We start from the raw sequence: 19364 nt of genomic DNA, 5'->3' as shown, positions 1-19364 counted from the left end.
CGGCCCGGGCGCACGAACCGTCCGCGGCCACGAAAGGACGCGACATGACCGACACCGCACCCGAGGCGTTCGACGTCGTCGACCTCATCCGAACCAAGCGCGACGGCGGTGAGCTCTCGACACCCGAGATCGACTGGCTCGTGTCGCGCTACGCGACGGGCTTCGTCGGCGACGAACAGATGGCCGCACTCGCGATGGCGATCTTCCTCAACGGTATGGCGCCGCGCGAGATCGCCGATCTGACGCTCGCGATGATCGCGTCGGGGGAGCGCATGTCGTTCGAGGGGCTCGGCAAGCCCACGGTCGACAAGCATTCGACGGGTGGCGTGGGCGACAAGATCACACTCCCGCTCATGCCGCTCGTCGCGTCGTTCGGCGTCGCCGTTCCGCAGCTCTCGGGGCGTGGCCTCGGGCACACCGGCGGCACGCTCGACAAGCTCGAGTCGATCCCCGGTTGGCGTGCGGAGCTGACGAACGCGGAGCTGCGCGAGCAGTTGCGCACGGTCGGCGGCGTCGTGTGCGCCGCGGGTGCCGAGCTCGCGCCCGCCGACAAGAAGCTCTACGCGCTGCGTGACGTGACGGGCACGGTCGAGTGCATCCCGCTCATCGCGTCGAGCATCATGTCGAAGAAGATCGCGGAGGGGACCGACTCGCTCGTGCTCGACGTGAAGTTCGGCGACGGTTCGTTCATGGGCGACATCGATCGATCCCGCGCACTGGCCGAGACGATGGTGCGGCTCGGCGAGGACGCCGGGGTGCGGACGAGCGCGCTGCTCACGAACATGAACGTGCCGCTCGGCTTCACGATCGGCAATGCGAACGAGGTTCGCGAGTCGGTCGAGGTGCTCGCGGGCGGTGGCCCGGCCGACGTCGTCGAGCTGACGGTCGAGCTGGCGCGCGAGATGCTGCGCCTCGCGGGTCAGCCGGACGCCGACGTCGAGGGCGCGCTCGCCTCGGGCCGGGCCATGGACACGTGGCGTGCCGCGATCCGCGCGCAGGGTGGTGACCCCGACGCGCCGCTGCCCGTCGCACCCGAGACGCACACGGTGACGGCCGAGCGCGACGGGGTGCTCGTCGAGCAGCGTGCGCTGCCGTTCGGCGTCGCGGCGTGGCGACTCGGCGCGGGTCGTGCGCGCAAGCAGGATCCCGTGATCCACTCGGCGGGGATCGACCTGCACGCGAAGCCGGGCGACGCGGTGCGTGCCGGGCAGCCGCTGTTCACGCTGCACGCCGAGGACGCGGCGCGCTTCGCGCGCGCTCTCGACGCGCTCGACGGCGCGTACGAGATCGCCGACGCGGGCACCGAGCCCCGAACGGGCGGTCCCCTCATCGCAGGCACCGTCAACCCCTGACGCCCAGCCCCGCCCCCGCCCCGCGCCGCGTCTCACTCCAGACGAGTTCCGGGTGGTTTTCGGGGTTCCGGGTGCCCCGGAACCCCGATTTTCGCCCGGAACTCGGGGGCCGCCCGGGCGCCGGCGTGGGTCGGCGCGCGGCGACCGGGCGGCGGTGGAATGTGTGGCCGTGTTCCTCGGTTGTGTTCCACATGGAAGCGAACGATCGCGCTGCGCTCGAGCGACTGCTCGGCTCGCTCGACTGGCGCGTCGAGACCTCGACCCGTCACCGCCTCGACGCCGGACGGCGGCTGCTCCTCCGCGTGGGTGAGACGCTCGTCGTGTACGTCGCCGCGGGGAGCATCGGGACGTCGCTCTCGGGCACGACGTGCAGCGAGCGACTCGATGCGGGCGACCTCGCGGTCGCGAGCAGTTGCCGCCTCGGCGCGCTGCGCGCGATCGGTGACGGGCCGGCGGAGGTCATCGTGACCTCGCTCACGCCGACGCCCGGCGCGGAACCGCACGTGCGCACGTTCCCCGACCTGCTCGTCCTGCGCGACTTCGCGAGCGAGGAACCCGCGATCGCCGGGCTCGCCGCGTCGATGGGCGCGGTCGAGGACGGATCGGGCCGCGCTCGCGTCGGGGACTCGAGCGTCTGCGCGCACATCGCGACGACGATCGTCGCGGTGGCACTGCGCGCCTGGGTGCAGCGCGGCTGCGCGCCCGACGACTGGCTCGTCCGCACACACGATCCGTACGTGGCACTCGCGCTCGACGCGATCCACGACGAACCAGGCCGCGCCTGGACGGTCGGGGCGCTCGCCACGGTCGCGACGATGTCCCGCTCCGTGTTCGCCGAGCGATTCCGCGCCACCGTCGGTCGATCACCCGCGAACTACCTCGCCGAGGTGCGCATGGCGGCCGCCATGGGACACCTCGAACGCGGCGAACTGAGCGTCGCGGAGACCGCGGCACTGCTCGGCTACGAGTCCGAGGCCGGGTTCAGCCGCGCCTTCCGGCGACACGTCGGCTTAGCGCCCTCCGCATGGCGGCGTGAGCGCACGACCGTGGCGTCCGTCTGATCCGACCGTCGACGGCGTCGTGCCGGAGCGCGCGGTGCCCGCCTGCGTGCCCCGGGGCGCCCGTCCGTCGGCTTCCGTTGCCGGCTCGCCCGTCGGGCGGTCGGTCGATGCGAGGTCGAGTCGCTCGTCGCAGTCGGGCGGCGTGGGGGACCGTCCGGACGAGGACGAGGGCGGGGACGCGAGCGCCGCCGCGCCGTATTCCCGCCCCGATCCCCGGAGTCCCCGTCAGGCCGCGCGCGTCCCGGGGGCGTCGAGGGGCTTCGCGTCGTCCGTGAGGCCGACCCGACGATTCGCGAGTCCGAACAGCACCGAGCCGAGCGCGAGCACGATCGCCGCGATCGTGAACGTCACCGGCACGCCGGCGATGTCGATGAGGATGCCGCCGACCGCCGCGCCGAGCGTGATCGCGAGCTGGAACCCCGCGACGACGAGCCCGCCGCCCGCTTCCAGGCGATCCGGCACGACGTGGCCGAGCCACGTGTTCACGACGACGAGCCAGCCGCCGAAGCCCATGCCCCACACGAGCACGCCCGCGATGACGGCCGGGAGCGTCCCGGCGAGCAGCCCGACCGCGAGGATGGCGAGCGCGAGGGCCGCCGGGACGCCGAACGCCAGGACCCGCAGGTGCCGGTCGACGAGCGCCCCGATGAGGAGGTTCCCCGCGAACCCGCCGACGCCGTATACGACGAGGAGGACGGCCACCCCCGCGGCGTCGAGCCCGTCGACGCGCTCGAGGGCGACGCGGAGGAACGTGTACGCGGCGAGCTGCCCGAGCACCGTGAGGACGTGCCCCGTCAGCCCGAGACCGATGCCCGGTCGGCGGAGCGTCTCGAACAGTTGCCGCATGCCGGTGCCCGCCGCGGCGGGCACCGGCGGGAGCACGAATCGGAGGGCGACCGCGACGACGAGCGTGACGGCGGCCGCGCCGAAGAACACGACGCGCCAATCGGCGAACGTCGAGATCACGACGGCGATCGGGACGCCCGCGACGGTCGCGACCGACGTCCCGAGGGTCACGATCGACATGGCACGACCGAGCCGCTCGGGCGACGCCAGGGTCGCGGCGATCGTGAGGGTCATCGCCCAGAAGCCGCTCAGCGCGGCCCCGAGCAGGACCCGCGAGGCGAGCATGACGGGGAGGTTCGGGGCGAGCGCGACGCCGAGGTTCGAGATCGCCGCGATCACGGCGAGCCACACGAGCAGGGTCCGTCGGTCGAGGCGCGGCACGAGCGACGCGATCGTCGGGGCGACGACGAACCCGACGATCGCGGTGACCGTCACCGTCTGCCCGGCCTGACCCGGGGTGACGCCGAGACTCTCGGCCATGGGGGTGAGGATGCCGCTCGGGAGGAATTCGGCGGTCACGAGCGCGAAGCTCGTCGCCATCATGACGATGAGGCCCGGCCAGGCGAGGCCGCCCGCGCGGTGCGAGCGAGCGGTCGGTGCGTCGTGCGATGCGGCGTGGACGACGGGCACGGAATCGGTTTTCGAGGACATGCTCCACAGCATGATCCGCGGCCGTTCAGGGAACACGACCGTGCGTCCGGACGTGGCGACCGATCGTCGCGCGCCTCGCGGGCGCCCCCCGGCCGAGCGACAGCGCCGGCCGGCCACGACGGAACGCGCGGCGCTCGTGCGCGAGCTGTCCCCGCATCCGCAGCTCGCAGCCCGGACCCCGCAGCCCTCGCCACGACCTGGCGCCGATGCATCGCCGGGCGGGGCGGTGTGGCCCGGGCTCGTGTGACGGGGATTCGCTACGCTTGTCGACGGCGCCGCGCGGCGGCGCCGTGTCCGTGAGCGTCCGAGGGAGTATGCATGTCCAACCACGATGTCGGGGACGAGCACGTCCTGCCCGACGGCACCGACATCGCGTCGCTGCCCAAGGTGTCGTTGCACGACCACCTGGACGGCGGCCTGCGCCCCCAGACGATCATCGAACTCGCCGACGAGATCGGCATCGAACTGCCGAGCACCGACGCGCCCGAACTCGCGGCCTGGTTCGCGGACCAGTCCGACTCGGGCTCGCTCGTCGAGTACCTCAAGACCTTCGACGTGACGACCGCCGTCATGCAGACGAGGCAGGGCCTGCGTCGCGTCGCGCGGGACTTCGTCAACGATCTCGGCGCTGACGGCGTCGTGTACGGCGAGGTGCGCTGGGCGCCCGAGCAGCACCTCGCGCGCGGGCTCTCGCTCGACGAGGCCGTCGAGGCCGTGCAGGAGGGCATCGAGCAGGGCATCGACGACGTGCGTCACGCGGGCCGTCGCCCCGTCCGCGTCGGACAGCTCGTGAGCGCGATGCGTCACGCCGGCGACGGGCGCGAGATCGCCGAGCTCGCGCTCCGGCACCGCGACCGTGGCGTCGTGGGCTTCGACATCGCGGGCCCCGAGGCGGGATTCCCGCCGTCGCTCCTGCAGCCGGCGTTCGATCTGCTCGCCGGTGCGTGGTTCCCCGCGACCGTGCACGCGGGCGAGGCGGACGGCCTCGACTCGATCCGAGGCGCGCTGCTCGACGCACGGGCGCTCCGTCTCGGGCACGGCGTGCGTATCGCCGAGGACATCGAGATCGGTGAGCGCGGTGAGGACGGCACCGAGGTCGTGCTCGGCGCGCTCGCGCAGTGGGTGAAGGACCGCCGGATCGCGCTCGAGCTGAGTCCGTCGTCGAACCTGCAGACCGGTGCGATCGAGGCGTGGGGCGACGAGATCGAGGACCACCCCTTCGACCTGCTCTACCAGCTCGGGTTCACGGTCACGGTCAACACGGACAATCGGCTCATGAGCGCGACGACCATCACGCGCGAACTCGCACGCCTCGCCGACGCGTTCGACTACGACCTCGAGGACCTCGAGACCTTCCAGTTGAACGCGGCCGAGGCCGCGTTCCTCCCGGTCGAGGATCGAGAGGAGCTGACCGACCTCGTCATCGACGGGTTCGACGAGGCGGGTCGATGAACGCGTCGTCGGTCGAACTCGCGTTCGGGCCGGGGGACGTCCGTCTCGGGCTCGAGGCGCGGAGCTGGCGCGACGCGGTCGATCAGGCGGGCGCGCTGCTCGTCTCACGCGGGGCGACGACGGCGGGGTACACGCGCCGCATGCTCGAGGTCATCGAGACGTACGGGCCGTACATGGTCGTCGCGCCCGGCGTGGCGCTCGTGCACGCGAAGCCGGGCTCCGACGTCCGTCACAACGGTGCCGTCATCCTGACGTTCCCGGACGGCGTCGACTTCGGTCACCGGCGCTTCGACCCCGTGCGCGCGGTCGTCGGCATCGCGGTGCGCCGTCCCGACGAGCACGTGACGATCATCGCGGCGATCGCGCGCCTGCTCGACAGCGACGGCACGATCGACGCCCTGCTGTCGGCGACGGACGCGGACGCGCTCGCGCGCGGTGTCGCCGAGCGGCTCGCCGAGGCGGGCATCGCCGTCGACGCACCCGACGCGCCCCACACCGCGTAGCTCGCGCGGACGCGCGTCCGCCTCGCGGGCGGTGCGGTGCGCGCGGCCGGGCGGGACCGGTGCGACCGACGACGCGGACCGCTGGAGGCTCGACCCGGATCCGGATCCTGGGGCGGGGACCGAGGCGCGCGGGTGCGAACGATCATCCGCGCGATGCCTGGCCGACGTGTGCACACGCGTGCACGGGACCGATGCCTCGGACGTGTCGTGCATCGTCCGGTGCGCGCGTGCGCGTGCGCGCCCCCGCGACGCGCGACGTGCGACGGGCGGCGTGCCCGATCGGCACACCGCCCGTCGACGCGCGCCCGGCTCAGATGCCGGCGAGCAGCTCCCGCATCGCGTCCGCCGCGCCGTCCGCCGCCCGGTTCGCCGTTCGCTCGCGTGCGGCCGCGTCGTCGCCGCCGGCCTGCGCGTCGATGTAGACCTTGATCTTCGGCTCCGTGCCGCTCGGGCGCACCATGATGCGCGTCCCGTCCTCGAGTCGCAGCCGCAGGATGTCGCTCGGCGGGATGTCCCCGAAGCCGTCCGCGAAGTCGTCGACACCCGCGACCCGGACCCCGCCGATCTCGGTCGGGAGCGCGGCGCGCAGCGCGGCCATGATGCGGGGGATCTCGCTCACCTCCGCGAAGCGGTTCGACACCTGACGCGAGGCGAACGTCCCGAAGCGGTCCGCGAAATCGGCGTCGAGGTCGGCGAGCGTGCGGTTCTCTGCGGCGAGTCCGATCGCGAGTTCGAGGATCGCGACGGCCGCCGACAGGCCGTCCTTGTCGTGCACCTTGTCGGGGTCGACGAGATAGCCGAGCGCCTCCTCGTAGCCGAACACGATGCCCGGCGCACGCGAGATCCACTTGAACCCCGTCGGGGTCTCGGCGTAGTCGAGGCCGTACGCCGTCGCGACCGCCTCCAGCGCGGGGGAGGACACGAGCGACGTCGCGAGCGTGCCCGTCGTCCCCGCCTCCTGCACGTGCTGCGCGGCGCGCCAGCCGAGGAGCTTGCCGATGTCGTTGCCGCCGAACGCGCGCCAGCCGCCGGCCGTCGGGATCGCGACCGCGAGCCGGTCTGCGTCGGGGTCGTGCGCGATGATCAGTTCGGCCGACGCGGTGTCGGCGGCCGCGAACGCGAGGTCGAGCGCGCCGGGCTCCTCCGGGTTCGGGAAGTCGAGCGTCGGGAACGCTCCGTCGGGGTCGGCCTGTGCACGGACGACCGCTGGCTTCGGTACCCCGATGCGATCGAGGACGCGCTCGAAGGTCTCGAGGCCGACGCCGTGCATGGGCGTGTACACCCAGTTCAGCGGGCCGGGGCGTCCCCGGAACGCGGCGGCCGTCGCGTCGACGTAGGCGTCGACGATCGACTCGTCACCGATCTCGTAGTCCTGGGCACGGGGGATGTCGTGGAGTTTGCGCCCGTTCGCGACGTCGAGGATCGCCTGCGCGATCTCGGCATCGGCGGGCGCGACGATCTGCGAGCCGCCGTCCTCGCCCCCGAGATACACCTTGTACCCGTTGTCGCGCTTCGGGTTGTGGGATGCGGTGACCATGACGCCGGCCGACGCGCCGAGGTGTCGGACCGCGAACGCGAGGACGGGCGTGGGGAGCCGTCGAGGCAGGAGCGTCGCGCGCACGCCCGCCGCCTGCATGATCTCGGCCGTGTCGCGCGCGAACACGTCCGAGTTGATGCGTGCGTCGTAGCCGACGACGATCGTCGGCTCGGCCTCGCGTGCGAGCAGGTAGTCGGCGAAGCCGCGCGCCGCCTGTGCGACGAGGACCCGGTTCATGCGGTTCGGTCCCGCGCCGAGCTCGCCCCGCAGGCCCGCCGTTCCGAACGCGAGTCGGGCGCGGAAGCGGTCCTCGAGGGCCCGCCACGCGTCCGCCCGGTCGCTCGTGTCCTCGGTGCCGATCCACTCGCTCGCCTCGCACAGCTCACCGGCACGGCGGAGGAGGTCGCCCATCTCGGCGCGCGTCGCGGCGTCCGGGTCCTGGTCCATCCACGATTCGGCCCCGTAGCGCAGCGCGATCTGCAGAGGTCGCGTGATGCGCTCCTCGCCGCTCATCGGATCCTCGTCACGATCTCACCGAGGAGCGCGCCGAGTTCGGCCTCGGCCGCCCGACCCGCCTCGATGACCTCTTCGTGGCTGAGCGGCTGGTCCGAGACGCCGGCCGCAGCGTTCGTGATGAGCGAGAGGCCGAGCACCTCCATGCCCGCCTCGCGGGCGGCGATCGCCTCGAGCGCGGTCGACATGCCGACGATGTCGCCGCCGATCGTCCGCGCCATGCGCACCTCGGCGGGCGTCTCGTAGTTCGGGCCGCGGAACTGCACGTACACGCCCTCGTCGAGCTCGCGCACCTCGCGCGCGATGCCGCGGAGCCGCGCCGAGTACAGATCGGTGAGATCGATGAACGTCGCGCCCTCGAGCGGGGAGTCGGCCGTCAGGTTGATGTGGTCCGAGATGAGCACGGGCGTGCCCGGAGCCCACTCGGGGCGCACGCCGCCCGCCCCGTTCGTGAGGATCATCGTCGTCGCGCCCGTCGCCGCGGCCGTACGGACGGAGTGCACGACGCGGCGCACGCCGTGCCCCTCGTAGTAGTGGGTACGGGCGCCGATGACGAGCGCGTGCGCACCGCTCGGCAGGCGGATCGAGCGGATCGTGCCCGTGTGCCCGGCGAGCGCGGGCTTCGAGAATCCGGGGATGTCGCTCGCGGGGACCGTCGCGACGGTCTCGCCGATCAGATCGGCTGCCCGGCCCCAGCCGGAGCCGAGCGTGAGCGCGATGTCGTGGCGCTCGACGCCCGTCGCGGTGGCGATCGCATCCGCTGCTTCGCGGGCGACGGCGACCGGGTCGATCCCCGGGTCGTCCAGTGGATTGATGGACTTCGTGGTCATGTGGCCACTGTAGGCGAGCGGGCATCCCGGGCGCTTCACGCCCCGGTCTGATCCCGCGTGGGCGGGGCCGCACGAACCGGTCGCCCGAGGCTGGCAAACTGTTCGCCATGGTCACCACCTTCGATCGAAAGCACCGCATCGTCGTCCTGGGCGGCGGTCCGGGCGGATACGAGTCCGCCCTCGCCGGTGCGCAGCTCGGCGCCGACGTCACGCTCATCGAGCGCACGGGTGTCGGTGGGGCCGCCGTCCTCACCGACGTCGTCCCCTCCAAGACCCTCATCGCGACCGCCGAGGCCGCGACCGCCATCCGCGAGTCCGGCGAACTCGGCGTGCAGTTCTTCGCCCGCGGCAAGGACGGCAAGGCGCTGCGGCCCGAGGTCGCCGTCAACCTCACGAAGCTCAACCAGCGTCTGCTGCGGCTCGCGGGCAACCAGTCCGACGACATGCGCAACGCGCTCGTCGACGCGGGCGTCAAGGTCGTGCAGGGCGAGGGCTACTTCGACGGTCCCGGTGCGGTCGGTGTGCGCACGGGCCCGAAGGGGCAGGACTTCGACCGGGTCGAGTACGACACCGCCGTCGTCGCGGTCGGGGCGCGGCCGCGCACGCTCGAGACCGCGAAGCCCGACGGCGAGCGCATCCTGACGTGGACGCAGCTCTACAACCTGACCGAGATGCCGAGCCACCTCATCGTCGTCGGATCGGGTGTCACGGGTGCCGAGTTCGCGTCGGCCTACACGGCGCTCGGCACGAAGGTGACGCTCGTCTCGAGCCGCGACCGCGTGCTGCCCGGCGAGGACGCGGACGCGGCCGACGTGATCGAGAAGGTGTTCAAGCGCAACGGCATGACCGTGCTCTCGAAATCGCGCGCCGAGTCGGCCGTGCGCGAGGGGGACGAGGTCGTCGTGACGCTCTCGGACGGTCGCGAGGTGCGTGGCTCGCACGTGCTCATCGCGGTCGGTTCGATCCCGAATACGCAGAACATCGGACTCGACAGCGTCGGCGTCGAGCTGACCGATTCGGGGCACATCCGCGTGAACAAGGTCGCGCGCACCTCGGTACCGAACATCTATGCGGCGGGCGACTGCACGGCGTTCCTGCCGCTCGCATCGGTCGCGTCGGTGCAGGGGCGCACGGCCGTGTTCCACGCGCTCGGCGACGAGGTGCGGCCGATCAATCTGCGCAACGTCGCGTCGAATATCTTCACGTACCCCGAGATCGCGACGGTCGGCTGGCAGGCGCACTCGATCGAGGACGGCGAGCGCGACGGGCGCATCCACAAGCTGCCGCTCTCGCAGAACCCGCGAGCGAAGATGCAGAACGTGCGTGACGGGTTCGTGAAGCTCATCGCGGGCAAGGACCAGGGCATCATCATCGGCGGCGTCATCGTGTCGCCGAAGGCGTCGGAGCTCATCCTGCCGCTCTCGATCGCGATCGAGCAGCGACTCACGGTCGATCAGTTCGCGCGCGCGTGGGCCGTGTACCCGAGCCTGTCGAGCTCGATCACGGACGCGGCGCGCGCGATGCACCGCCCGGACGTCACGAACGACTGACCACCCCGAGCGCTCGCGAACGCGAGCGAGTTCCGGGCGGTTTTCGGGGTTCCGGGGCACCCGGAAGCCCGAAAACCACCCGGAACGCGGGCGTTCGCGTCGTGTGACGTCACTCTGTGACGACGTGTTTCGATCGGGTCTGTTCGTCCTCGGGTGAGCTTCGTATCGTCGAGCCAACCACGACGGAAGCGAGACGAACGATGACCGCACAGGCGTCACCCCGACAGAACGCGGTGTCCTGGTCCGCCCGGCGGGTCGGCGGATCGCGCCGGCACGAACTGCGTCCGCAGCGCACGATCGGCGTGCACCTCGCGAGGGCGCTCGCGTGGTGCGGGCGGCAGGCGAGCTGGATCGGTCGCGAGCCGGCCGAGTTCGCGGCCTACGCGTCGACGCCCGTCCCGTGGGACGACGCGCCCGACCCGGCAGCGACGCGAACCGCGACGGACGCCACCAGCGCGCACTGACGCACGGGGTCGCGTCGGCGTCGAGTGACCTCGCGTCGCCGTCTGCCGGTGTGCGGCTCGCGCGTCATCGGCAGGGAGCTCGACTCGGCCGCACCTGCTCCATCGGCCGGCGCGCCGCGCGGTGGGTCGAACGTGGCGCGTACGAAACGTGGGCGCACGAAACGCGGACGCATAAAATGGCGCGCACGAAAACGGCGCGTACGAATGGGGCGTGTGGCGCACGCGAACGGGGCGCACGTTGAGGCGGCGCGTACCAACGGGGCGCTGGGGCGCGAACGGTACTCGCGAGAGCGGCGCATACGAACGGGGCGCGCGGCGCGCGTGTTCGGGTGTGCATGATCGCGTGTGCGCGCACGCGGCGTGATCGGACGACGCCACGTGCCCGAACGAGGTGCGCGCGAACGCGGCGCACACGAGCGAGGCCCCTCCGCGGAGGGGCCTCGCTCGTGTGCGGTCGGGTCTACTCGTCGGCGATCTCGAGCAGCGGCGTCCCGCTCGGAACCGTCTCACCCGGTGCACCGTGGATGCTGCGCACGACGCCGTCGCGCTGTGACGCGATCGGCTGCTCCATCTTCATCGCCTCGAGCACGACGAGCAGATCGCCCTTGACGACCTTCTGCCCCTCCTCGACGGCGAACTTCACGATCGTCGCCTGCATGGGGGCGGTCACCGTGCCCGCACCCGCCGTCTCGACCGAACCGGGCGTGCGACGACGCGGCGCGTGCCCCGCCATCGTGCGACCGAGGCCGCCGTGCTGGATGCCCGCGCCGACGAGCATGCGCTCGGGCAGCGACACCTCGATGCGCTTGTCGTTCACCTCGACGACGACGCTGCGTCGACCGCCCGGCTGCGGTGCGTCCTCGGACTCGCCGTTCCAGGGCTCGAGCGTGTTGACGTAGTCGGTCTCGATCCAGCGCGTGAACACGCCGAAGTGACCGTCCTCGGCCGTGAACGCCGGCTGTCGCACGACGTCGCGGTGGAAGGGGAGGACCGTCGGGATGCCCGCGACCTCGAAGTCGTCGAGCGCGCGGCGGGCACGCTCGAGCGCCTCCTCGCGCGTCGTGCCCGTCACGATGACCTTCGCGAGGAGCGAGTCGAACGCGCCAGAGACGACGTCGCCCGTGCGCACGCCGGAGTCGATGCGCACACCGGGGCCGCCGCACGGCTTGAAGAGCGTGATCGTGCCGGGGGAGGGGACGAAGCCCCGGCCCGGGTCCTCACCGTTGATGCGGAACTCGAACGAGTGGCCGCGCGGCTCGGGGTCGTCGTAGCCGAGCACCTCGCCCTCGGCGATGCGGAACTGCTCGCGCACGAGGTCGAGGCCCGTGACCTCCTCCGAGACGGGGTGCTCGACCTGGAGGCGCGTGTTGACCTCGAGGAACGCGACCGTGCCGTCGGACGCGAGCAGGAACTCGCACGTCCCGGCGCCGACGTACCCGACCTCGCGCAGGATCGCCTTCGAGGCCCGGTAGAGCTCCGCGTTCTGCTCGGGCGTGAGGTACGGCGCGGGCGCCTCCTCGACGAGCTTCTGGTGGCGGCGCTGCAGCGAGCAGTCGCGCGTCGAGACGACGACGACGTTGCCGTGCGCGTCGGCGAGGCACTGGGTCTCGACGTGGCGCGGGCGGTTGAGGTACTTCTCGACGAAGCACTCGCCGCGACCGAACGCCGTGACGGCCTCGCGGGTCGCCGACTCGAACAGTTCGGGGATCTCGTCGCGCGTGCGCGCGACCTTGAGGCCGCGCCCGCCGCCGCCGAACGCGGCCTTGATCGCGACGGGCAGGCCGAACTCGTCGGCGAACGCGAGCACCTCGTCGGGACCGGAGACGGGCTCGAGCGTCCCGGGCGCGAGGGGAGCACCGACCTTCTCGGCGACGTGGCGCGCGGTGACCTTGTCGCCGAGCGCCTCGATGGCCTCCGGCGAGGGGCCGATCCACGTGAGGCCGGCGGCGATGACGGCTCGGGCGAAGTCGGCGTTCTCGGCGAGGAAGCCGTACCCGGGGTGCACGGCGTCCGCGCCGGCCCGGCGGGCGACGGAGAGGAGCTTGTCGACGACGAGGTAGGTGTCGGCGCTCGTCGTGCCGCGCAGCGCGTATGCCTCGTCGGCGAGGCGGACGTGGGAGGCGTCACGGTCCTGATCGGCGTACACGGCGACGGAGGCGATGCCCGCGTCCCGAGCGGCTCGGACGATTCGGACGGCGATCTCGCCCCTGTTGGCGATCAGCAGCTTCTGGATTCGGGCCATAGTCCATCAGCCTATGGGACTTGTACGTCATCCAATTAGCGGGGGTGCACAATGTTGTGGGGCTTCACTTGTCGGAACCGCGGATGACGGCGTTCGGTTGTGGCCGGACGCAGGGATACGCTGACAGGATGACCGATCGCACGGACGCCGACGGGCGACGCGCGGACGGCGGGCCGAGCGCTCTCCTGCTCGTCGCCCTCGGGGCACTCGGGGCGTTCGGGCCCCTCTCGATGGACCTCTACCTCCCGGGGCTCCCCGTCCTCGCCGCCGATCTCGCGATCGGGGACACGCTCGCGCAGCTCACCATGTCGGCCTGCATGGTCGGTCTCGCGATCGGGCAGCTCGTCGCGGGGCCCATGAGCGACCGCATCGGCAGGCGCGTTCCGATCCTCGTCGGGGTCGCGGGCTTCACGATCGCCTCCCTCGTGTGTGCGTTCGCGGGCGACGTCGTCGTGCTGCTCGTCGCCCGCGCCGTGCAGGGGTTCGCGGGTGCCGCGGGGATCGTGGTCTCGCGTGCGATCGTGCGCGACCTCGCCGACGGTGCCGGCATGGCGCGGATCTTCTCGCGCCTCATGATCGTCACGGGCCTCGCGCCCGTCCTCGCGCCGCTGCTCGGTGGCGCACTGCTCGTGTGGACGGATTGGCGTGGCCTGTTCGTCACGCTCTCCGGCATCGGCGCCGCGCTGTTCGTGCTCGCGTGGTCGACGGTTCCCGACACGCTCGCGCCCGAGCGGCGTTCGGCCGGCGGACTCCGCGCGCTCGCACGCCGCATCGGCGGGCTCCTCGGCGACGTGCGCTTCATGGGCATGGTGCTCGCCGCGGGACTCGCGCAGTGCGTCCTTTTCTCCTACATCTCCATGAGCGCGCTCGTGCTGCAGAACCAGTTCGGCCTCTCCGAGGTGGCGTTCGCCGCGCTGTTCGCCGTGAACTCGGTCATGATCGTCGCCTGCAGCCAGGTGAACGTGTTCTTCGTGGGGCGCACGACGCTCAAGCGCATCGTGCTCGGCGCGCTCGCGGTGGGGGGCGTCGGCTCGTGCGCGATGCTCGTCGGCACGTGGTTCGGCCTCGGACTCGTCGCCGTGCTCGTGCCGCTCCTCGGCGTCGTGGGGATGCAGGGGTTCCTCGCGCCGAACCTGCCGTCGCTCGCGCTCCAGGACCACGCGTCCGGGGCAGGTACCGCGGCGGCGCTCATCGGGACGTCGCAGTTCCTCGTCGGCGCGATCGTGCCCCCGCTCGCCGCGCTCGGCGGCGCAAACGCGGCGGTCATGGCCACGACGATGCTCGCGTGCGGCGTCCTCGCGTTCGCGCTCGTCGCACTCCTCGTCCGGGAGGGACCGAGCACGCCGCGTCGCGCCTGAGCCGCCGTCGATCGCGAGCGTCGCCCGGGGGACGTCGCGCCTCACGCGGCCGCTGGTCACCGGTCGCTCGTGCTACCCGCGGCACGTCGCGCCCGACGCGCTCGTCGGCCGCTCGTGTCGCCCGGGCTCGCGGACGTCGTCCGCTGCCGGGTACCGCGCCCGGCCCGAACGGGGACGCCGATCGCGTCGCGTCCGGGCTCTCCGTGCGCCGACCTGGAAGACTCGGCGCATGGTCCACGAGCGAGCGCGCGCACCCTTCGAGCTCGGGCGCATCGGCTCGGGGTTGCCGTTCGCGGGTGCGCTCGACGCGCTGCGCGACGCGATCGAACACTCGAGCGGCGCGCCGGCGGCGGTCGTCCAGGCGCCGCCGGGGTCGGGGAAGACGACCCTCGTGCCGCCGCTCGTCACGAACCTCGTCGCCGGACGCGGCAGCACGGGGCGCGTCGTCGTCACCCAGCCGCGCCGGGTCGCTGTGCGTGCCGCCGCCCGCCGCCTCGCGTCGCTCGACGGCTCACCGCTCGGCGCCCGGGCGGGCTACACGGTGCGCGGCGACCGCCGGATCGACCGCGGCGCGCAGATCGAGTTCGTCACGCCCGGCGTCCTCCTGCGCCGCGTGCTCGACGACCCGGGCCTCGACGGCGTCGCCGCCGTCGTGCTCGACGAGGTGCACGAGCGCTCGCTCGACACGGATCTGCTCGTCGGTCTCCTGGGCGAGGTCCGGCAATTGCGCGACGACCTCGTCGTCGTCGCGATGTCCGCGACGGTCGACGCGCAGCGGTTCGCGGAGCTGCTCCCCGCGGCCGACGGAACGCCCGCGCCGCTCGTCGACTCGCCCGCGCAGCCCTTCCCGCTCGAGGTGCGGTGGCGACCGGGGGACGGCCCGCGGCTCGACGAACGCGGCGTCGTCCGCGGCTTCCTCGACCACGTCGCCGACGAGACCGCGAGCACGTTCACCGAGCTGCGGCGGCGGCATCCCGATGCCGATGCGCTCGTGTTCGTGCCCGGGGCCCGCGAGGTCCGACTCGTCGCGGAACGGCTCCGTCGCACCGTGCGTGGCGCCGAGGTGCTCGAACTCCACGGTCGCGCGCCCACCGCGCAACAGGATCGCGCGATCGCCGGTCGTTCCGAGCACGATCCGCCGCGCATCGTCGTGAGCACGGCGGTCGCCGAGTCCTCGCTCACGGTGCCCGGCGTGCGGCTCGTCGTCGACTCGGGGCTCGCGCGCGTCCCCCGGCGCGATTCCGTGCGGGGCATGACGGGGCTCGTGTCGCGCTCCGCCTCGCGGGCCTCGAGCGAGCAACGCGCGGGCCGTGCGGCTCGCCAGGGTCCGGGCGTCGTCGTGCGCTGCTTCGACGAGCGCACGTTCGCGGCGGCACCGGCGCACCCGACACCGGAGATCGCGTCGGCGGATCTCGTCGAGGCGGCGCTCCTGCTCGCCTGCTGGGGCGCGCCCGGGGGCGTCGGCCTGTCACTCCCGGATGCGCCGCCGGCGCTCGCGATGTCGGACGCGCTCGCGGTACTGCAAGCACTCGGGGCCGTCGACGACGCGGGACGGGCGACCGGCACAGGGCATGAACTCGCCCGCATCCCCGCCGACCCGCGGCTCGGTCGTGCCCTCGTCGTCGGGGCAGGGCCGGTCGGGGCGCGCGAGGCCGCCGAGGTCACGGCGCTCGTCGGCGGCGACGTGCGCGCCGACGGTGGCGACCTGACGACGACCCTCCGTGCACTGCGCGCGGGGCGCCATCCCGACGAGGCGCGCTGGCGGGCCGACGTCGAGCGACTCGAACGCATCGCGCGCTGGCACACGGCTGACCGTACCGGGACCGCGCCGGAACCACCCGGGCCCTCGGCCGACCGTCGCACGGCGACGACCGCCGAGCGCACCGACGTCGGCCTCGTCGTCGCGCTCGCGTACCCGGACCGCGTCGCCCGGCTCGTCGACCGCGACGCGTCGGTGTACCTCCTCGCCTCGGGCACGCGGGCGGCACTCCCGCCCGGCGGGCCGCTGGACGGCGCCCCGTGGCTCGCGGTCGCCGAGGCGGCCCGGGCGCAGGGGCGGGTGGCGTCGGGAACGGGGGCGGTCGTCCGGAGTGCGGCGTGGCTCGACGAGGCGACCGCGGTGCGCGCCGCCGAGCCCCTCCGTGCGACGGTCGTCGCGGCGTCCTTCGAGGGCGGCCGCGTCACGGTGCGGCGCGAGGAGCGCATCGGGGCGATCCTGCGCTCGTCGACCCCGGTCACCGCGAGCGGGGGCGCCGACGAACGGGCGGCGGTCGAGGCCGCACTCGCGTCGAGCGGACTCGACGTCATCGGGTGGTCGGCCGCGGCCGACGCGCTCCGCCGCCGGCTCGGCCTCCTGCACCGCGAACTCGGCGACCCGTGGCCGGATGTGGGGGAGGAGGCGCTCCGCGCGCGTCTCGACGGGTGGCTCGCCCCCGAGATCGGCCGCCTCACGAGCGGCGTCCCGGCATCCCGCATCGACCTCGCCGACCCGCTCCGGCGCCTGCTTCCGTGGCCCGCGGCCGCCCGACTCGACGAGCTCGTTCCCGAGCGCCTCGCGGTGCCGAGCGGCTCACACGTGCGCATCGACTACCCGTCCGTCGACGATCCGGACGGCCGCCCGGTCGTCGCCGTCAAGCTCCAGGAGTGCTTCGGCTGGGCGCAGACGCCCAGGCTCGTCGCGGGCCGCGTCCCCGTCCTGTTCCACCTCCTCTCGCCCGCGGGCCGTCCCGTCGCGGTGACGGACGATCTCGCCTCGTTCTGGTCGGGGCCCTACGCGCAGGTCCGTGCCGAGATGCGTGGGCGGTACCCGAAGCACCCCTGGCCCGAGGACCCGTGGGCGGCGACGCCGACGCGGCGGACGACGAGGGGCGCGAACCGGGACGCCTGAGTGCGTCGTCGCTCGGTGACCCGAGTGCGCCCGTCGCACAGTCGAAGGGAAGGGCAGCCGGCGCCGGACGACGGATGACGGGTGGCCGGCGACGTCCGGCGGGCGCCGGGCCACGAGGGTCGGGGACGGTCGACGGTCGACGGTCCAGGTGGCCGTGCCACCGCGAATCGCCGAGGACGCCGCCGCGCCCGGCACGCTCGGACCGGGCTGATTGGATGGGAGCATGACGATCACCGCGGCCGCAGACGGCTCCTCGCTCGGAAACCCAGGGCCCACCGGATGGGCCTGGTACGTGGACGATGAGACGTGGCGCGCCGGCGGGTTCCCGACGGGCACGAACAACATCGGCGAGCTGACGGCCGTCGCCGAGCTGCTCGACGCGACCGCGGGATTCGAGGAGCCGCTGCGCATCCTGTGCGATTCCAAGTACGTCATCGACTCGTGCACGAAGTGGATCCGGGGGTGGAAGCGCAACGGGTGGAAGAAGCGCGACGGCAAGCCCGTGCTGAATCTCGAGCTCATGAAGCGCCTCGACGCGGCGCTCGACGGCCGTGACGTGACGTTCGAGTGGGTCAAGGGACACGCCGGCCATGCGGAGAACGAGGCCGCGGACGATCGCGCGCGGGCCGCGGCGACGGCCTTCGCCGAGAAGCGGGCGCCCGATACGGGCCCCGGCTTCGGTCGGCGTGTCGGCGACGCGGCCGACGCCGGACGCGCGTCGTCCTCGGGACGCGCCGTCGGGTCGGCGGGCGGTGTCGCGGACCGGGGACGCGCGGACCGGAGCGACCCCGTGGCCGCGACGAGCGCGTCGGCCCCAGGCCGGTCCGAGCAGCGGGGCGCGCCGCGGCTCGTCGTGGACGAGGTCGACGACGACGTCGCCGCGCTCTTCGAACTCGGCGACGACGGTGACGAGGCGGCCGGAGGTGACCACGAGGTCGTCGACCACGAGCGCCGGAGCCTCGAGGTCGGCCGCGCCGCGCTCGAGGAGCTCGCGCACCCCGATTTCGCGTTCATCGGTGCCGACGGCGCGACGCGGACGCGCGACGACGCGGTCGCCGCGGCGGTGCGCCTGCGTCCCGATGGCGTGACGGCGCACGAGATCGGCCCGTCGACCGTGCTCGTCGTCGGTGAGGCCGAGTGGCGCGCGGGCCGTGTCGCGACGAGCTCGCTGTGGACCTTCGACACGCTCGGCCCGGGCGACGGCGCGTGGCGGCTCCGGTTCCGCCAACTCACGCCGATCCGCTGACCGTGGTCCCGCGAGTTCCGGGTGGTTTTCGGGGTTCCGGGTGCCCCGGAACCCCGAAAACCACCCGGAATGCGGTGCTGGGCAGTGTCGCGGCCGGGTCGGTGGGTGTTCGCTGGGTGAGGTCGTCCTCAGTTGCGGAGTGAGTGCTCACTCAGTTAGCGTTCCGGTATGACCAGAGCACGGCTCAGCGGTGACGAACGTCGCAGCCAGATCCTCGACGCGGTGCTGCCCGTCGTGCTCGAATGCGGCAGCGACGTCACGTCCAAGCAACTCGCCGAGGCTGCCGGTGTCGCGGAGGGCACGGTGTTCCGCGCCTTCGGCGACAAGGACTCGCTGCTCATCGCGCTCCTCGAACGCGAGACGGGCGAGCGGCTCTCGAGCGACGACATCACGGCCATCCGGCCGAGCTCGCTCGAGGATCTCGTCACGATCGCGTCGGCACTCCTCGTCGATCGCTTCGTGCGGGTCTTCCGGCTCTTCGTCGTGCTCGGGCCGCTCGCGGCCCGCGCGCCGCAGAACGACATGGAGGAGAAGCTCGTCGCCCTCCACGCCGCGCTCGAGACCCAGTTCGAGCCGTTCCGCGAGGAGCTCCGGGTGCCGCCGTCGTCCGCGGCCGAGGCGCTGCGGACGCTCGCGTTCGCGGCGTCCTCGAACTGGGGGCGCGGTGAGGCGTTCATCAAGCCCGACGACATCGCACCGCTGCTGCTCCACGGCATCGTCGGTCAGCCCAACCCGGCAACCGATCCCGGACAGTTGCTGTCCGCGGTGCCGACTACGCTTCCCTAGCCGCCGTCCCGATCATCCTGCCCGCATCGTTCGACCCGACCATTCGATCGACCGGTCCATCCCACCCGTCGGGGTCCGCCCCGTCC

Annotated in this window: 14 protein-coding genes; 10 read left to right on the top strand and 4 right to left on the bottom strand. The window is 73.0% G+C overall.

The features are described 5' to 3' along the window. Window positions 1-44 precede the first annotated feature (44 nt). Window positions 45-1352, top strand: coding sequence for a thymidine phosphorylase (locus HNR16_RS12360; RefSeq protein ID WP_158039942.1), 1308 nt, complete (start codon window positions 45-47; stop codon window positions 1350-1352). A 191-nt stretch (window positions 1353-1543) separates the two neighbouring features. Then, entirely contained in the window at window positions 1544-2413 is an 870-nt protein-coding gene (locus tag HNR16_RS17895) for a helix-turn-helix transcriptional regulator (protein ID WP_218868443.1), read from the top strand. Window positions 2414-2638: 225 nt separating this feature from the next. Here HNR16_RS17895 and HNR16_RS12350 read toward each other — a convergent pair whose 3' ends face one another. After that, window positions 2639-3910, bottom strand: coding sequence for an MFS transporter (locus HNR16_RS12350; protein WP_158039943.1), 1272 nt, complete (start codon window positions 3908-3910; stop codon window positions 2639-2641). A gap of 318 nt (window positions 3911-4228) precedes the next feature. On the opposite strand from HNR16_RS12350, the gene HNR16_RS12345 reads away from it, so the two are divergent. Together HNR16_RS12345 and HNR16_RS12340 are read left to right on the top strand one after the other, a co-directional pair. Then, window positions 4229-5362 (top strand): adenosine deaminase, encoded by a 1134-nt coding sequence (locus HNR16_RS12345; protein WP_158039944.1) that lies wholly within the window; start codon window positions 4229-4231, stop codon window positions 5360-5362. Continuing rightward, the gene (locus HNR16_RS12340) at window positions 5359-5865 is read left to right on the top strand and encodes a PTS sugar transporter subunit IIA (RefSeq protein ID WP_158039945.1); all 507 of its coding nucleotides are present in this window, start codon (window positions 5359-5361) and stop codon (window positions 5863-5865) included. Before HNR16_RS12345 ends, HNR16_RS12340 begins: the two co-directional genes overlap by 4 nt. A 310-nt stretch (window positions 5866-6175) precedes the next feature. Here the strand turns inward: HNR16_RS12340 and HNR16_RS12335 are convergent, their stop codons facing one another. Next, the gene (locus HNR16_RS12335) at window positions 6176-7915 is read right to left on the bottom strand and encodes a phospho-sugar mutase (RefSeq protein WP_158039946.1); all 1740 of its coding nucleotides are present in this window, start codon (window positions 7913-7915) and stop codon (window positions 6176-6178) included. Beyond that, window positions 7912-8745, bottom strand: coding sequence for a purine-nucleoside phosphorylase (locus HNR16_RS12330; protein ID WP_158039947.1), 834 nt, complete (start codon window positions 8743-8745; stop codon window positions 7912-7914). The genes HNR16_RS12335 and HNR16_RS12330 overlap by 4 nt, the downstream gene beginning before the upstream one ends. A gap of 107 nt (window positions 8746-8852) precedes the next feature. On the opposite strand from HNR16_RS12330, the gene HNR16_RS12325 reads away from it, so the two are divergent. Next, entirely contained in the window at window positions 8853-10295 is a 1443-nt protein-coding gene (locus tag HNR16_RS12325; protein WP_158039948.1) for an NAD(P)H-quinone dehydrogenase, read from the top strand. Window positions 10296-10495: 200 nt separating this feature from the next. Further along, window positions 10496-10759 (top strand): hypothetical protein, encoded by a 264-nt coding sequence (locus HNR16_RS12320; RefSeq protein WP_158039949.1) that lies wholly within the window; start codon window positions 10496-10498, stop codon window positions 10757-10759. A 460-nt stretch (window positions 10760-11219) separates the two neighbouring features. Here the strand turns inward: HNR16_RS12320 and HNR16_RS12315 are convergent, their stop codons facing one another. Next, complete coding sequence (locus HNR16_RS12315) at window positions 11220-13001, bottom strand: acetyl/propionyl/methylcrotonyl-CoA carboxylase subunit alpha (RefSeq protein ID WP_158039950.1); 1782 nt, start codon at window positions 12999-13001, stop codon at window positions 11220-11222. Between the two features lie 128 nt (window positions 13002-13129). On the opposite strand from HNR16_RS12315, the gene HNR16_RS12310 reads away from it, so the two are divergent. The 4 genes from HNR16_RS12310 (at window position 13130) to HNR16_RS12295 (ending at window position 19278) form a co-directional block, all read left to right on the top strand. Then, window positions 13130-14359: a multidrug effflux MFS transporter gene (locus tag HNR16_RS12310; protein WP_179558239.1), complete on the top strand. Its 1230-nt coding sequence runs from the start codon at window positions 13130-13132 to the stop codon at window positions 14357-14359. A gap of 229 nt (window positions 14360-14588) precedes the next feature. After that, window positions 14589-17246, top strand: a complete 2658-nt coding sequence (gene hrpB / locus HNR16_RS12305) for an ATP-dependent helicase HrpB (protein ID WP_158039952.1) — start codon at window positions 14589-14591, stop codon at window positions 17244-17246. A gap of 223 nt (window positions 17247-17469) precedes the next feature. Then, window positions 17470-18492, top strand: a complete 1023-nt coding sequence (locus tag HNR16_RS12300) for a ribonuclease H family protein (RefSeq protein WP_158039953.1) — start codon at window positions 17470-17472, stop codon at window positions 18490-18492. 168 nt (window positions 18493-18660) lie between these two features. Continuing rightward, a complete protein-coding gene (locus HNR16_RS12295; protein WP_158039954.1) occupies window positions 18661-19278 on the top strand; it encodes a TetR/AcrR family transcriptional regulator in 618 nt (205 codons plus the stop codon). The last annotated feature ends 86 nt before the right edge of the window (window positions 19279-19364 follow it).

Origin of the sequence: Pseudoclavibacter chungangensis, assembly GCF_013410545.1 — a bacterium.
Taxonomy (GTDB): domain Bacteria; phylum Actinomycetota; class Actinomycetes; order Actinomycetales; family Microbacteriaceae; genus Pseudoclavibacter; species Pseudoclavibacter chungangensis.
The sequence above is the reverse complement of the archived record's forward strand: the minus strand, read 5'-3'. Positions and strand labels throughout refer to the sequence as shown.

Bases quoted from the DNA above. Each gene is read 5' to 3' on its own strand.
- HNR16_RS12360 (WP_158039942.1), top strand. From the start codon at position 45: ATGACCGACACCGCACCCGAGGCGTTCGACGTCGTCGACCTCATCCGA.
- HNR16_RS17895 (WP_218868443.1), top strand. From the start codon at position 1,544: ATGGAAGCGAACGATCGCGCTGCGCTCGAGCGACTGCTCGGCTCGCTC.
- HNR16_RS12350 (WP_158039943.1), bottom strand. From the start codon at position 3,910: ATGTCCTCGAAAACCGATTCCGTGCCCGTCGTCCACGCCGCATCGCAC.
- HNR16_RS12345 (WP_158039944.1), top strand. From the start codon at position 4,229: ATGTCCAACCACGATGTCGGGGACGAGCACGTCCTGCCCGACGGCACC.
- HNR16_RS12340 (WP_158039945.1), top strand. From the start codon at position 5,359: ATGAACGCGTCGTCGGTCGAACTCGCGTTCGGGCCGGGGGACGTCCGT.
- HNR16_RS12335 (WP_158039946.1), bottom strand. From the start codon at position 7,915: ATGAGCGGCGAGGAGCGCATCACGCGACCTCTGCAGATCGCGCTGCGC.
- HNR16_RS12330 (WP_158039947.1), bottom strand. From the start codon at position 8,745: ATGACCACGAAGTCCATCAATCCACTGGACGACCCGGGGATCGACCCG.
- HNR16_RS12325 (WP_158039948.1), top strand. From the start codon at position 8,853: ATGGTCACCACCTTCGATCGAAAGCACCGCATCGTCGTCCTGGGCGGC.
- HNR16_RS12320 (WP_158039949.1), top strand. From the start codon at position 10,496: ATGACCGCACAGGCGTCACCCCGACAGAACGCGGTGTCCTGGTCCGCC.
- HNR16_RS12315 (WP_158039950.1), bottom strand. From the start codon at position 13,001: ATGGCCCGAATCCAGAAGCTGCTGATCGCCAACAGGGGCGAGATCGCC.
- HNR16_RS12310 (WP_179558239.1), top strand. From the start codon at position 13,130: ATGACCGATCGCACGGACGCCGACGGGCGACGCGCGGACGGCGGGCCG.
- hrpB (WP_158039952.1), top strand. From the start codon at position 14,589: ATGGTCCACGAGCGAGCGCGCGCACCCTTCGAGCTCGGGCGCATCGGC.
- HNR16_RS12300 (WP_158039953.1), top strand. From the start codon at position 17,470: ATGACGATCACCGCGGCCGCAGACGGCTCCTCGCTCGGAAACCCAGGG.
- HNR16_RS12295 (WP_158039954.1), top strand. From the start codon at position 18,661: ATGACCAGAGCACGGCTCAGCGGTGACGAACGTCGCAGCCAGATCCTC.